The sequence below is a fragment of the Hoeflea sp. genome (genome assembly GCF_984452065.1).
The window spans coordinates 1-12,668 of sequence record NZ_CFHWAF010000001.1; the positions used below are offsets into that span (position 1 = coordinate 1).

Sequence of the window (12,668 nt, forward strand, 5' to 3'; positions counted from 1 at the left end):
CCTTGTCAGAAACCAAAATCGCCGCGGTCAAATGCTCCAATCTAACCTCATCTCGCTAATGCCTGTTCGACCATGAATGCCTACTGGCAGCGGGCTTCCGTCGACCATGCCATGCAGAATGTGGCCGCATCTGGAACCGGAAGACGGCACGTGCATCTCACAATGCACGGCGAATATATTGACGGGACATTCGACGGCCCGTCCCTGTGCGGAAACGACCCGAAGGAACGTGCTGTCGTTCATATGATGAACCGCCGCGCCGAAGCCGGCCTGGTCTTTGCCGACTTCGCAAAGGTTGAAATTCCCGCCAATCTGACAAATCTCATTGCATGGCGCGCGCGGGTTTCCGCCCGTCCGAGCGTTGCCGGCTAAATATCTTCGAAGGACCGATCATGGAACTCAACGCAGATTTTTCAAAACGGGTCATTGTCCATTCGCACGAGGAGCCGTGGCGTGCCTCGCCGATGCCCGGCGTGGAGCGCCGTATGCTCGACCGGATCGGCGGCGAGGTCGCGCGCGCCACGACGATCGTGCGCTATGCGCCAAAAAGCAGCTTTTCCGCGCATACCCATACGGGCGGCGAGGAGTTCATCGTGCTGGAGGGCGTCTTTCAGGACGAGCATGGCGATTTTCCCGCCGGCACCTATGTGCGCAATCCGCCGACCTCCAGCCACACGCCCGGCTCCGAGAAGGGCTGCACGATCTTCGTCAAGCTCTGGCAATTCGATATGGACGACCGCAACCAGTTCCGCAAGACCATGGTGGAGGAACTCGGCCCCGAGGAAAACGGGGTCCGGGTTGCCGGGCTTCACAGGGACGAGCGTGAGACGGTCTCCTATATGGAAGCGCAGGCCGGTGCGTCCTTAGAGATGTCCGACGCCGGCGGTATGGAGTTGCTGATGATCGATGGCAGTCTGACCGAGAGCGGCGACACGCTTCGCACGGGATCCTGGCTGCGCCTGCCGGAAGGTCATAGCCTTTCAGCGGTCGCCAGCGCTCAAGGGGCGAAGATCTGGATGAAGACCGGTCATTTGCCCTTTGCAAAACCGCCGAAGGTGTAGGATAACGTTTCGCCTTGCTGCGGATGATCGCAGTGTTGGCAACCTGCTTGCGCCGGAAGAAGAGGCGGCGGCGCTCTTTTCACTCGCGGAGGGTGCTCAGATCGCAGCCCGTTTCGAAGGCAAGATGGCCTGTTTTGACATGGCGGTGGCGCTGTTCATACGCCGTTTGGAAAGAGCCGGGCAGGGGTGAAGGGTTTTGGAATGCCGCGCTTTGTGTCAGAACAAAGCGTTCCATCGTCAATCAGTGCAATGATACCCGGGAGCCGAAGTCGATATGCCGCTTTTCCCGCAGACCCAGCCGCTTCAATCCGGCCGGCTTGCCGAGCAGGACGGCCATTCCGTCCATTGGGAAACCTTCGGCAATGCCGACCGTCCGGCCCTGCTCTTGCTGCATGGCGGGCCGGGAGACGGGATCGCGCCGCGCATGCCGCGCCTGTTCGACCCGTCGAGATGGCATATTGTCGGCATGGATCAGCGCGGCGGCGGACGTTCCACGCCGCATGCCGGCGATACGGTCGATGCTCTCAAGCACAACACGACGGATGATCTGATCGGCGATATCGAGCGGCTGAGAATGCAACTCGGAATCGAGAGCTGGCACGTCTACGGCTCATCCTGGGGCGCAACGCTGGCGCAGGCCTATGCGCATGCGCATATCGAACGTGTCAAAGGGATGATTCTCGCCTCGGTCACCTCCACAAGCCGGTTCGAGATCGATTTCCTTTACGGTGGCGCCGGTGATTTTCTCCCGGAGGCCTTCGAGCAATTTCTGGCCGGCGCGCCGGAGGGAACGCCGGGCACCGGCATGGCCGCCGCCTATGGCGACCGGCTGATCTCGGGCGATCCGGACAGGGAGGCGGACGCCGCGCGCAACTGGTGCCGATGGGAGGGGGCGGTTCTGGAGGTCGACCCGCGTGCCGAGTCGGCGGGGCGTCTTTTGGAGCGCCGGTTCAGCCTCGGATTTGCACGGGTGGTGACGCATTATTTCCGAAATCTTGCCTGGCTCGATCCTCCTTTGCTGAAACGAGCATCGGTGCTTGCCGATGTTCCGGCGGTTCTGATCAACAGCCGCGTCGACCTGTCGACACCGCTTTCAACGGCCTGGCAGTTGCACAAGGCAATGCCCCGTTCGCGATTGGTGGTTATTCCGGGCGCTTTGCATGGAACGCTTTACGGGCCGCTGTCGGAGGCCGTGATCGAGGCAGGAGACGATTTTGCATCGCGGCTTTAGAAAGCTCCTATAAGACACTGTAAGTTAATATTATTTTCTCTTATATCACCGCGCCGATGATCTGACCGTATTTCACGATGTTTTCGCCGGCGGGAATGGCGGTTGAAGCGATCTTGTGGCCTGCCGGCCCCGGCTGACGCGCTTCTACAGGCGTTCCCGGGAGTTCCGCCCGGCACGATCTGTGGCGACGCGGACGCTGCCGGGCGAAAGCCGACGGGCTGGCGCGCGAGCATTTGCTTCAAAGGCTGATGTAACGGCCCGGCTCAGCCGGTTCGAGACTGTTCGAGTTCTTCTTCCCGTCCCGCTGCCGCTTCGGTCAACTGCCAGCGGCAATAGATGGTCGCGACAACCGCGCCGGCCAGTTGCGCGGCGATAAAGAGCGGGACGCCGCCCGGCTGAATTCCGGCAAATGTGTCCGAAAGACCCCGGGCTATGGTGACGGCGGGGTTCGCGAAGGATGTCGATGCGGTGAACCAGTAGGCGGCCGTGATGTACAGGCCGACGGCCGTCGGCACGGCGCTGCTCTTGAAGCGCAGCGTCATGAGGATGACGAAGACGAGGCCGAACGTCGCAATGAACTCGGCAAACCATTGATCCGGTCCGGTGCGCACTGTCCCTGAAAGCTGAAACAGGCTTTCGGCGAACATCAGATGGGCCGTCCACACGCCAAGGATGCCGCCGATGATCTGGCAGACCACATAGGACAGTGCATGTGCCGGGTCGATCTCGCGCCGCAACAGGAAGGCGAGGGTCACCGCCGGATTGAAATGCGCGCCGGAAACCGGGCAGAGCATGGTGATCAGCACCACCAGGATGGCGCCGGTCGGGATGGTGTTTCCGAGCAGCGCAATGGCGACGTTACCGTCGGCCAGCTTCTCGGCCATGATGCCGGAACCGACAACCGTTGCCAGCAGAAATGCGGTGCCGATCATCTCGGCGCCGAGGCGTTGTGGTGTTGCAAAATTCACTATTTTTCCCTGCCGATGTCGTCGAGCCTCTTCTGCAATGTCGGCCCGTCGAGGCCAGTCAGCGGCAGCGAGGCAAAGATGGATATTCTGTTGTTGAGCATTCTGTAGGTATTTGCGAATGCGAGATGGATCTCGGCATCCGTGCCGGTCGCTGCCGCCGGATCGGGAACGCCCCAATGGGCGGTCAGCGGCTGGCCGGGCCACACCGGACAGGCTTCGTTTGCGGCGTTGTCGCAAACGGTGAAAATGAAATCGAGCCGGGGCGCGTCGGGCGCCGTAAACTCCTCCCAGTCCTTGGATCGTGCGAAGGAGGTGTCGTAATTCATCCGCTTCAGGAGCTCGATCGTGTTGGGATGAACTTCGCCCTTTGGCTGCGAGCCGGCGGAATAGGCCTTGAAGCGCCCCTGGCCTTCGCGATTGGCGATGGCTTCGGCGATGATCGAACGGGCCGAGTTTCCGGTGCACAGAAACAGAATACCGACAGGCGTGTCACTCATGGGCCTCTCCTCAACCTGCACACGCAATTTCGTCAATCAGCGGTTCGCAAATCTCCGGCCTCCCGCCGCAACAGTCCTCCATCAGGAAGGCAAGCAGTCCGCGCACGGCATTGAAATCGGCAAAGTATCGGATCGTGCGTCCGTTTCGCTCGTTGCGGACCAGGCCGGCATTCAGGAGCACGGTGAGGTTGGCCGACATCGTATTGGGCCGGACATTCAGTTTTCTGCTCATTTCACCCGAGAGCATTCCCCGCGTGCCGGCGACAATGAGAAGCCGGAAGACTTCCAGGCGCGTTTCCTGCGAGAGGGCGGAGAAGGCTGAGAGTGTCTGCAATCTGTCCATTATTCATGAATAATTGAAATATATGACCGTTACAATACACAAACTGCCGGTGCGCCCGTCTCATGCCGCTTGTTGTCCGCTGCCGCTATTGATAGGTATGAACTTGTAGCTACAAATACGGGCGCCCAAAAACCGTCGGGTTCCGGCGGTTGATCCGTCGCGGAAGCCTCCCGTGTTTGCAGTCAAGACAGATCGTCGCTGAGTGCTCTAAGGAAAGACCGGAATTCTCATGGCCAAAAAGCTGAAAATCGCGCTGATCCGCGCATCCCTGCCAAGCTATTTCCCGGAGAAACACAATGTCTGGGCGAGGGCGGAGGCGATGCTCGGCGATCTGTGCGGCGCGCACGATGTCGCGCTGTTTGCGCCCGGGGAGGTGCCGATAAACGGCGCGGATACGGCCCGTGTGCTGGAACAATGCGCTGTGGAAGGTGTTGATTTTGTCCTTGTGCTGCATGGCGGCTTCACCATGGGCGATGTCGCGCGCACCGTTGCCGCCTCGCCCTTCCGGGCGGGCTTCTGGTCGGTGCCCGAGCCCGTGCGCACCGGCGATGTTCAGCTCAATAATTTCGTGTCCCTCAACATGTCGCTCTCGATTGCACGCCAGGTGCGCGACCTCAAAACCCGTCCGGTGACCTGGTATCACGGTGCCCCGGAAAGCCAGGCCCTCAAAGAACGGCTTTCGGTAACGCTGCGCAGCCTCAAGGCCGCGAAGGCGCTGGTCGGCGCGCGTGTCGGCGTCATCGGCGGGCTCGCCATGACCTTCTACAATATGGAGGTCTCGACCAACGTCATCAGACAAAGGCTCGGTGTCGAAGTCGCCAATCATGACATGCATGAACTGACCGGCCGTATGGCGGCGATCGACGAAAGCCGGGCATCGGCTGAAGTTGAAGCCATACGGGCAGCGGCAGAGGTCGACGGCATAAGCGATGTCCAGATGATGATCACGGCGCGCTGTACTCTTGCCTTGCGCGACATTGCCGCTGACGGCGGTTACCGGGCCCTGACCCTCAGCGACTGGCCGGCGCTGCAGGAAGACCCGGGAATGCACCCCGGCGCGGCTTTTTCGATGCTCGAGGAAGTCGACGACATACCGGTGGTCTCCGAGGGCGACGTGCTGGGCGCGGTGACCCAGCTCGTGGCAAAATCGCTCTCGGGGCGCGTGGGCTACCTCCTCGACATGACGGAGCCCGATCTTGATTCCGGTCAGCTTTTGATGTGGCACGGCGGCGGCGGTCCGCTTTATCTGGCCGACGAGGGCGGCGCGCGATGGATCAACCATCCGATGATCGGCCGGGGCACCCAGGAAGGCCCCATCTACGGCGCAATCAGCGATCTGGTGTTTCGCGACGGGCCGGTGAGCGTTTTTCGCGTGGCACGGGAAGCGGGTGCGCTGTTTGCGATGAATGCCACCGTTTCAGGCCGCAACCCGTCCGGCTTTACCGGTTGCCGGGGATGGCTTGAGGACTTCGTCATCGATGGAGAGAGTGCTTCGCTTGAAGATGTGGTTGCGACGGTCATGGCGCACGGCCTGGAACACCATTTCGTCCTGGTTCCGGGAGACATTCGGGCGCCGCTGGCGGAGTTCGGCGCCTGGACCGGCATGGAAACGCTGTCCCGGCGCCCGATGCGCGACCATCTGGATCTCAGGGACTTCAGCTGAGCCGCAGCGATTCAGAACTCATTCCCGGCAGCTTTCGCCAGCTTGCGGTAAAAATCCAGAAAGATCTCGTCGCGCTGGACATCATGCGCCTCGCGCATCAGATGCCGCGAGTGATCCTGCAGCCAGTGCAGGTTCTCGTCCAGAACCGGGGACGTCGTCAGGTGGGTGGGCACCCATTCCGGATTGATCAGCCAGGCAATGTTGACGATATCCCAGATCACCCATGTGCGTCTTTCGGTGTCCGTCAGCGCGAACATGTGGTGCAGCGGATTGTTGGTGTAAAGATGCCAGAGATAGTCGCCGATCGCGCCGTGTCCCTTGACGAATTTTTTCATCTCGGGATGGGAGATTTTCAGTTGGGCGCCGACGTGATAGCCGGGCAGATAGACATGCGGCACGCCGGAATCGAACAGGAGCCTCGAGGCATGAAGGTCCTGAAACAGGTTGAGCGACGGCCGGTTGCTGTGCGGAGCGGAGGATGGGTAGGCCGAGGTCCAGATGACGACGATGTGCTTGAGGATCTCGGGCGCGCGCAACAACGCGGAGGCAATGTTGGTGACGCAGCCCATCGCGGCTATATAGAGCGGGTCATCGCCCGACTTTGCGAGGTCCACGATGGCGTCAACGGCCTCGGATGGAACCGGTTCGTCCGCGGAAGTCATGTACCGGTCGGAGCCCCGGAAGACCTTGCCTCCTGATGGAATGTCGAGCTTGTCGTAGACGGTCAGGATTTCCTGATAGCTCAGTTCCATGCCTTCCGGCGGCGCCACGAATTCGACGTCCTCGGCGCGGCGTCCCTGTGCATGCAGCCGGTGGATCCACCCCTGGAAACCGCCCACCAGTTGCTGTTTTTCCTTTTCGCCTTCCTCCACGGCGCGCTGCGCGACGATGAGTTCAGGCCGGTGATGGGCGAAGGAGAAGGGCTCCGCCGTGACGGCTTCGACGACCATCCTGTCCGGCGACAGCAATGCCCAGGCCAGAGCATATTGATCGTCGATTTCATTGGCCGCGTCGGTGTCGATCAGCAGCCGGACCGGACGGTCGCCGCTGGGCAAAGCAAGCCGTTCGCGCATGAGTTCTTCGGGCAGGTGTGAGAAGCGTGACATGATCCGTTCCCTAGATATGTCTTGGCATGCGCGTTCGCGACGAAAGGTTGAAGCTGACGGAGCCGTTGCGGATGACCTCCTCATGGAAAACGGTTCTGTCCGCATCGTCGAAAGCCGAGCATGATTGCTTCAACAGCGGTGTGCCTTCGGCAACGCCCAGAGTGGAGGCGATGTCGGCGGTCGCGGCAATCGGGCTGATGTCCTCGCAGGCGGCCGACCATTCCAGATTGAAACGGTCGCCCAATATGCGCAGGATCGACTGCCCCGGTCCGGTTTCGGGAAAGTCGGCCGGCGTTGCGTCCTTCATGAGATCATAGGGCGCGTAGGTCAGAACCAGCATGCGCGGCTGGCCGTCGACGAGCCGCAGGCGGCTGATGCGCATCAGCGGCATGGAAATCAGATCCTGGGGCAGTCCGACGGCGGTCGGATCGTTCGGCCGCAACCGCTCCATCCCCAGAAAGCGGGAGCTCGGTTCCCTGCCGGCCCGCAGCATGGCGTCGGTAAAGGAAGTCAGGCAGGTGTCTGATGCAGGCGACAGGGTCACCACGCGATAACCGGATCCCTGGCGGCTTTCGATATAGCCGTCGTGAACCAGCATATCGAGTGCGCGTCTTATGGTGACCCGGCTCACCTCGAAATGCTCCGCCAGTTCGCCCTCCGTCGGCATGCGTCCGCCGACCGGATAAAGGCCGGCCTTCAGCCGTTGCAGCATGACCCGGTAGGCGCGTTCATATTTCGGCGCGGCTTCGGCTGTGTGGGTTGTGTCGGTCATCATAGGTTCCAAAGCGTCTGTCGTTGCGTGGTGTTTTGTGTCATCTCGGGGGTGATCATGCCGCGTCCTCCTCATCGACGGGGCGCAATATGAGTGCGGGCTTTGCGCTCCCGGCGGCGGCGATCCGCCCGCGTTTTGCCCCGTCCGGAATATTGTCCAGCATAACCACCGTTGACGTGTCTGCGCCGTCGAAGGTGACGAGCGCGAAACTGCCGTCGGTCCCGTCCGTCCGTTTTTCAATGGTGGCCGTGCCGGGCAGGGCGGTCCATGTGCCCGTGCCGGACCCGCAGGGGCATGTTTTGAGGGGAATGAAACTCACCCTGCCGCATTCGGAGCAGGTTCTGGCAAGCGCCGTGCCTGCCGTCAAAGCTTCAACCCAGGGCTCGAGCCAGCCGGGCGCAAGGGCATAATCGAGTTTGAGCGTGTGATTGATCATGCGGCATCCCCCTGCGCCAGGAGAGTGACCGCAGCCGTTGTGCAGATGCCGCCATGGGTGTCGGCCAGCGCATAGGCCGGGGGTGATTTCGGCTGTATGGCGTCCTCGTTGCGCCCCTCGAGAAAGAGCGCGCAATTGGCGGTCTGACCGACACCTATGGCGCCGACCGGAGCGCCGAGCCCCATCAGTCCGCCGGAGAGGTTGACCGGCAAGCCGCCGTCCGGCGCAAAGCGGCCATCCTGAAGTTCCCGACCGATATCCGTTGCGAGCCCCAGGCAATCCAGCGCCTGAAGCTGCGCACCGGCATAGGAATCGTAAACTTCCGCAAGGCCGATGTCGTCGGGTCCGATGCCGGCCTGCCTGCAGGCGCGTTTCATCGCGGCTGTCTTGGCCTCAAACCAGCCCTTTTGTGGGCGCGAGCCGAGGTGAAGCGTGTCGGTTGCCGCGCCGGTCCCGCAAATGCGCGGCGCGCTTCGGCGTTCGGCCGGAACGGCATCGGTGTGGCACAGGATCATGGCGGCCGCACCGTCGCTGAGCGGTGAACAGTGAAGCCGTCGATAGGGGGACGCAATGGCCGCGGACTGTTCAATCTCGTCGACCGTATGCAGCCGTCCGAGGTGAGCCTTGTCGTTTTTCATCGCATTCGCACGGTTCTGGATGGTCACAGCGCCAAGGTGCCGCTCATCAAGCCCGCTCTCTTCGGCATAGACCTGCCATGACAGGGCATAGAGCACCGTTGCGGTGACACCGGTCATGCCGTCGGTCCAGGCGTCGAAGGAGTAGCCGTAGAGCGTGCGGATCGCGTCGCCCGACAGTTGCGAGGCGGACGGATCCACGCCGACAACCGCAACCCGGGCGGCCTGGCCGGCAAGGATCGCATGAACGCCGGCGTGAACAGCCAGTTGTCCCGACGCGCCGCCGCCCTCGACGCGCATGGCGGCGACCCCCACGAGGCCAAGATCGGATGCGAGGACCGAGGCCGGGTTGAGCTGCAGTGTGAAGAAGTCACTTTCCGAAGCGACGACCAAGAGATCGATGTCGGTCGCTTCCAGTCCGCTCATGGCGAGCGCGGCGGTAAAGGCGTCAGCCGCCCAGTCGCGAAAGGAGGAGTTGTCCTTACGTCGATTATACGGGGTTTGCGCCGCTCCGGCGACAATCACCATACCGCCAAATCCGATTCCTTTATGTCCAATTTGTACATACACATTAGTTTCAGTGTGGAAAGCCTGTCAACCGGCGGGTGTCCTGACGGGCTCCGGAGACCGCGGCATATGTGTATAAGCCGGGTGCCGGGAGCCGGGCATACCTTGCCGAGTTGTCCGTTCACCGGCTCTTGCCGGGTGCGGTAGAAGTCCCAAAACACACCAGATATAGGGTGTTCTGGGTTTATCAGGCCGCGAAATCTGCCGTTTTGACGCTCTTCCAACTGTTGAGCCGGATTCGGTCTGCCGGCGATTGTGAATTGGCGGTCAATGACAATCCTGATGGGGGCTTCGTCGGGCGGATGTCTCAGGTCGGACTTGACAAGTAAAGTTATGTTAATCAAGTTGTACATACGAATTTATGTTGGACTTCTGTAACGGCTTCGGAATCGATCGCCCCTATGGCCATTCTGGATTACTCGGCGGACATATGGCGTGACGCGCTCGGCATCGGCGAGGGCGAAGAGCCGGCCGCGCTGATCCTGGAAGGCACCTGGTGGCGTCAGACGGCGACGGAAAACCGGCTGGGCAAGCTGAGTGATGTGAAAGAGCTGGCTTTTCCGGAGATGTTTTTCGGCACCTATGGCGATGTTCCGGTGGTCTATTGCTGCGCCTATGGCGCGGCGCGGGCTGTCGAGCCGGCACATGTCTTCGCGCAGATGGGCACACCTCTTTTGATTCAACTCGGCACTTGCGGAACGCTCGATGTCGACGCATCAACCGGCCAGGTCATCCTGCCGGAAATATGCGCGGCGAGGGATGGCGTGTCGCAATATTACGGTGCCGCTGAGACCGTGCGCACCGATCCGGGCTGGGTGGAGCGCGCCGAAGCGGTGCTCGGCTCCTTCAACAGGCAGACCCGGCGCGCCTATCATCTGACCTGGCCGAGCCTGTTCGCCCAATCGGATGAAATGTGCAATGCTTGGGCGGCCGAGGGGCTGCTTTCCATAGATATGGAGACGTCCGCCGTCGTGGCGGTTGCGGACCGGTTCGGTTCGGCGGCGGTGTCCATGCTTTCCGTCTGGGACGCCTTGCCGCACGGGCGGACATTTCTGGATCCGCTGGACGCTGAAGACTTGCAAAGGCTGAAAGATTCCAATGAGTTGATTTTCGATGCGGCGTTGTTACTTGCACAGGAGGTCCAGCAAAACCGGTCCGTCTAGGGCACGAGGCCCGGACGTTAAACCAAGGCTAACAATTCAGTCAGAATGGGAGGAAACATGAGACATCTGGCAAAATGCGCATTGGTCGCATCCGCTGTCGCATTCGCACCGCTTGCGCATGCGGATACAGCCGACGGTGAGGCGCTGATCGGCAAGCCGTGGGAAGACATCGTGGAGATGGCCCGCGGGGGAACCGTGAACTGGTTCCTGTGGGGCGGGTCCGACAATATCAACCAGTACGTTTCCGAATACATCGGCGGTATCCTCAAGGACGAGTACGACATCACCTTGAACCGGGTCGGCCTGTCCGACACGGTCGAGGCGGTGAATATCGTTCTCGGCGAGGTCGAGTCCGGGGTGACGGACAATGGCTCCGTCGACATGATCTGGATCAACGGCGAGAACTTCCGCACGATGAAACAGGGCAATCTGGCCTATTGCGGATATCCCGACACATTGCCGAACAACAGGCTGGTCGATTGGGACAACCCGTCGATCGCCAACGATTTCGGCGTGCCGGTGGACGGCTGTGAGATTCCCTGGTCGAAGGCCCAGTTCGCTTTTGCCCATGACACGGCCCGCACGGAAAACCCGCCGCGCTCCATGCCGGAATTGCTTGAATGGATCAAGGCGAATCCGGGCTCCTTCACCTATCCGGCGCCGCCTGATTTCAACGGCTCGGTGTTCGTTCGGCACGTGTTCTACCACGCCGCCGGCGGGGTCGATAATCTGCTCGGCGATTTCGATCAGGCGAAATACGACGAGGCCGCCGCCGAAACCTGGCGCATCCTCAACGAGATCGAGCCCTATCTGTGGCGCGAGGGAAAGACCTATCCCACGTCCATCAATGCGCTCGAGCAGCTCTATGCGAACTCCGAGGTCGATCTCGTTTTCAACTATGAGCCGGCGGGCGTCGGGATCAATATCGACAACGGCACCTTTCCCCCGACGACAAAGGGCTACGGCCTGACGGACGGGACGATCGGCAACACCAACTACACGATCATCCCGATCAATTCGCCCAACAAGGCGGCGGCCCTGGTGCTCCAGAACGTCCTGCTCTCCGGAGAGGCGCAGTACGAGAAAGCCAAGCCGGATGTGTGGGGTACAAGCCCGGCCATCGACGTTTCGCGCACCAGCGACGAGGTGCAGCAGAAGTTCGCGTCGATCGAGAAGCACCCGGCGGTGGTTCCGGCCTCGGAGCTTGCCAAAGCCGCTTTGCCTGAACTCCAGGCAGACTGGATCACAGCCATCGAAAAGGGCTGGATCGAGAACGTCGGCCAGTAGGCCGTCCTCCCGGCGCCCGCGGTGTCCTGCAACGCCGCGGGCGATCCATCGAACCACTTTCCCGGAGGGTGCGGACCGGCATGTCGGATCGCGTGAAAATCCTGCTGCTTCTGGCGCCGGCCCTGATCATTATCGGCGTGCTGTTTTTCGGCGGTCTGGTCATCGGGCTGATGCGCAGCTTCAATTACATGCCGATCATCGGGCTGACGGAGCCGAATTTCGATGCTTACATCTCCATCTTCACCAGCCGGGAGTTCTATCTCTCCTTTCTGCTGACGTTTTACATTGCCTTCATATCGACATTCATCTCGTCGGTCCTGGCCATCGGAGCGGCCCTGCTTTTGCGGCGTCAGTTCATCGGCCGGGCCATCGTCAATTTCCTGTTCCAGTTGAACCTGACCGTGCCGCATCTGGTGGGTGCGATCGGCATTCTCTATCTCTTCTCGCAGTCGGGAAGTTTCGCCCGGCTTGCCGCCGAGTGGGGCATGATCGCGCGGCCCAGCGAGTTTCCGGCGCTTGTCTTCGACCCCTACGCCATCGGCATCATCCTGCAATATGTCTGGAAGGAAATTCCCTTTATCGGCGTCATCGTGCTCGCCAATATGCAGGCGCTCGGCGAGGACTATGAGAGCGTGGCGCGCTCGCTTGGCGCAAGCCGGTGGCAGGCCTTTATCCATGTGCTGCTGCCGCTGATCTTTCCGGGCGTCCTTTCGGCTTCGGTGATCGTCTTCGCCTTCATCTTCGGGGCTTACGAGATTCCGGCGCTTCTCGGCGCCAATTATCCCGCCGCCTTGCCGGTGCTCGCCTACCGCAAATACACCGATGTGGACCTTGCGGCCCGGCCCGAGGCCATGGCGATGGCCATCGTCATCGCCTTGCTCAGCGCGGTCATGATCTATCTTTACGTCCGCTATGCGCGGCGCCGGGTCAGGAGCTGAT

General features: G+C 61.2%; 14 protein-coding genes and 1 pseudogene. 7 read left to right on the top strand and 8 right to left on the bottom strand.

Features of this window, described 5'->3' with window-relative positions; translation table 11 throughout:
• Nucleotides 1-150: 150 nt before the first annotated feature.
• The 3 genes from AC5E6N_RS00005 (at nt 151) to AC5E6N_RS00015 (ending at nt 2,292) form a co-directional block, all read left to right on the top strand.
• Nucleotides 151-372, top strand: coding sequence for a glutathione S-transferase family protein (locus tag AC5E6N_RS00005; RefSeq protein ID WP_491745867.1), 222 nt, complete (start codon nt 151-153; stop codon nt 370-372).
• A 20-nt stretch (nt 373-392) separates the two neighbouring features.
• A complete protein-coding gene (locus tag AC5E6N_RS00010) occupies nt 393-1,061 on the top strand; it encodes a cupin domain-containing protein (protein WP_491745868.1) in 669 nt (222 codons plus the stop codon).
• A 274-nt stretch (nt 1,062-1,335) separates the two neighbouring features.
• Entirely contained in the window at nt 1,336-2,292 is a 957-nt protein-coding gene (locus AC5E6N_RS00015) for an alpha/beta fold hydrolase (RefSeq protein WP_491745869.1), read from the top strand.
• A gap of 40 nt (nt 2,293-2,332) precedes the next feature.
• Here the strand turns inward: AC5E6N_RS00015 and AC5E6N_RS00020 are convergent.
• The 4 genes and pseudogenes from AC5E6N_RS00020 to AC5E6N_RS00035 all read right to left on the bottom strand — a co-directional run.
• A pseudogene (locus tag AC5E6N_RS00020) lies at nt 2,333-2,437 on the bottom strand (hypothetical protein); the annotation flags it as partial.
• Nucleotides 2,438-2,555: 118 nt separating this feature from the next.
• Complete coding sequence (locus tag AC5E6N_RS00025; RefSeq protein WP_491745870.1) at nt 2,556-3,260, bottom strand: MIP/aquaporin family protein; 705 nt, start codon at nt 3,258-3,260, stop codon at nt 2,556-2,558.
• Nucleotides 3,260-3,757, bottom strand: coding sequence for an arsenate reductase ArsC (locus AC5E6N_RS00030; RefSeq protein ID WP_491745871.1), 498 nt, complete (start codon nt 3,755-3,757; stop codon nt 3,260-3,262). Before AC5E6N_RS00030 ends, AC5E6N_RS00025 begins: the two co-directional genes overlap by 1 nt.
• Nucleotides 3,758-3,767: 10 nt before the next feature.
• Nucleotides 3,768-4,100 carry an ArsR/SmtB family transcription factor gene (locus AC5E6N_RS00035; RefSeq protein ID WP_491745872.1) on the bottom strand — a complete coding sequence of 111 codons (333 nt, stop codon included), beginning with the start codon at nt 4,098-4,100 and terminating at the stop codon, nt 3,768-3,770.
• 229 nt (nt 4,101-4,329) lie between these two features.
• Here AC5E6N_RS00035 and AC5E6N_RS00040 point away from each other — a divergent pair, with 229 nt between their 5' ends.
• Nucleotides 4,330-5,763, top strand: coding sequence for an L-fucose/L-arabinose isomerase family protein (locus AC5E6N_RS00040; RefSeq protein ID WP_491745873.1), 1,434 nt, complete (start codon nt 4,330-4,332; stop codon nt 5,761-5,763).
• 11 nt (nt 5,764-5,774) lie between these two features.
• Here the strand turns inward: AC5E6N_RS00040 and AC5E6N_RS00045 are convergent, their stop codons facing one another.
• From AC5E6N_RS00045 to AC5E6N_RS00060, 4 genes are read right to left on the bottom strand one after another with little or no spacing between them, the layout of a single operon-like run.
• Entirely contained in the window at nt 5,775-6,869 is a 1,095-nt protein-coding gene (locus tag AC5E6N_RS00045) for a nucleoside hydrolase (protein WP_491745874.1), read from the bottom strand.
• Between the two features lie 10 nt (nt 6,870-6,879).
• Nucleotides 6,880-7,641, bottom strand: a complete 762-nt coding sequence (locus AC5E6N_RS00050; RefSeq protein ID WP_491745875.1) for a GntR family transcriptional regulator — start codon at nt 7,639-7,641, stop codon at nt 6,880-6,882.
• Nucleotides 7,642-7,696: 55 nt separating this feature from the next.
• Complete coding sequence (locus AC5E6N_RS00055; RefSeq protein ID WP_491745876.1) at nt 7,697-8,077, bottom strand: PhlB family protein; 381 nt, start codon at nt 8,075-8,077, stop codon at nt 7,697-7,699.
• Nucleotides 8,074-9,240, bottom strand: a complete 1,167-nt coding sequence (locus AC5E6N_RS00060) for a thiolase family protein (protein ID WP_491745877.1) — start codon at nt 9,238-9,240, stop codon at nt 8,074-8,076. Before AC5E6N_RS00060 ends, AC5E6N_RS00055 begins: the two co-directional genes overlap by 4 nt.
• Nucleotides 9,241-9,680: 440 nt before the next feature.
• Between AC5E6N_RS00060 and AC5E6N_RS00065 the strand changes: the two genes are divergently transcribed.
• From AC5E6N_RS00065 to AC5E6N_RS00075, 3 genes are all read left to right on the top strand, one after another.
• Nucleotides 9,681-10,442, top strand: coding sequence for a phosphorylase family protein (locus tag AC5E6N_RS00065; protein WP_491745878.1), 762 nt, complete (start codon nt 9,681-9,683; stop codon nt 10,440-10,442).
• A 57-nt stretch (nt 10,443-10,499) separates the two neighbouring features.
• The gene (locus AC5E6N_RS00070) at nt 10,500-11,729 is read left to right on the top strand and encodes an ABC transporter substrate-binding protein (protein WP_491745879.1); all 1,230 of its coding nucleotides are present in this window, start codon (nt 10,500-10,502) and stop codon (nt 11,727-11,729) included.
• 80 nt (nt 11,730-11,809) lie between these two features.
• On the top strand, nt 11,810-12,667 hold the full coding sequence (locus AC5E6N_RS00075) for an ABC transporter permease (RefSeq protein ID WP_491745880.1): 858 nt from the start codon (nt 11,810-11,812) through the stop codon (nt 12,665-12,667).
• Nucleotide 12,668: the final 1 nt, after the last annotated feature.

Coding starts and splice junctions, on each gene's coding strand:
- AC5E6N_RS00010 (WP_491745868.1), top strand. CDS start 393: ATGGAACTCAACGCAGATTTTTCAAAACGGGTCATTGTCCATTCGCAC.
- AC5E6N_RS00015 (WP_491745869.1), top strand. CDS start 1,336: ATGCCGCTTTTCCCGCAGACCCAGCCGCTTCAATCCGGCCGGCTTGCC.
- AC5E6N_RS00030 (WP_491745871.1), bottom strand. CDS start 3,757: ATGAGTGACACGCCTGTCGGTATTCTGTTTCTGTGCACCGGAAACTCG.
- AC5E6N_RS00035 (WP_491745872.1), bottom strand. CDS start 4,100: ATGGACAGATTGCAGACACTCTCAGCCTTCTCCGCCCTCTCGCAGGAA.
- AC5E6N_RS00040 (WP_491745873.1), top strand. CDS start 4,330: ATGGCCAAAAAGCTGAAAATCGCGCTGATCCGCGCATCCCTGCCAAGC.
- AC5E6N_RS00045 (WP_491745874.1), bottom strand. CDS start 6,869: ATGTCACGCTTCTCACACCTGCCCGAAGAACTCATGCGCGAACGGCTT.
- AC5E6N_RS00050 (WP_491745875.1), bottom strand. CDS start 7,641: ATGACCGACACAACCCACACAGCCGAAGCCGCGCCGAAATATGAACGC.
- AC5E6N_RS00055 (WP_491745876.1), bottom strand. CDS start 8,077: ATGATCAATCACACGCTCAAACTCGATTATGCCCTTGCGCCCGGCTGG.
- AC5E6N_RS00060 (WP_491745877.1), bottom strand. CDS start 9,240: ATGGTGATTGTCGCCGGAGCGGCGCAAACCCCGTATAATCGACGTAAG.
- AC5E6N_RS00065 (WP_491745878.1), top strand. CDS start 9,681: ATGGCCATTCTGGATTACTCGGCGGACATATGGCGTGACGCGCTCGGC.
- AC5E6N_RS00070 (WP_491745879.1), top strand. CDS start 10,500: ATGAGACATCTGGCAAAATGCGCATTGGTCGCATCCGCTGTCGCATTC.
- AC5E6N_RS00075 (WP_491745880.1), top strand. CDS start 11,810: ATGTCGGATCGCGTGAAAATCCTGCTGCTTCTGGCGCCGGCCCTGATC.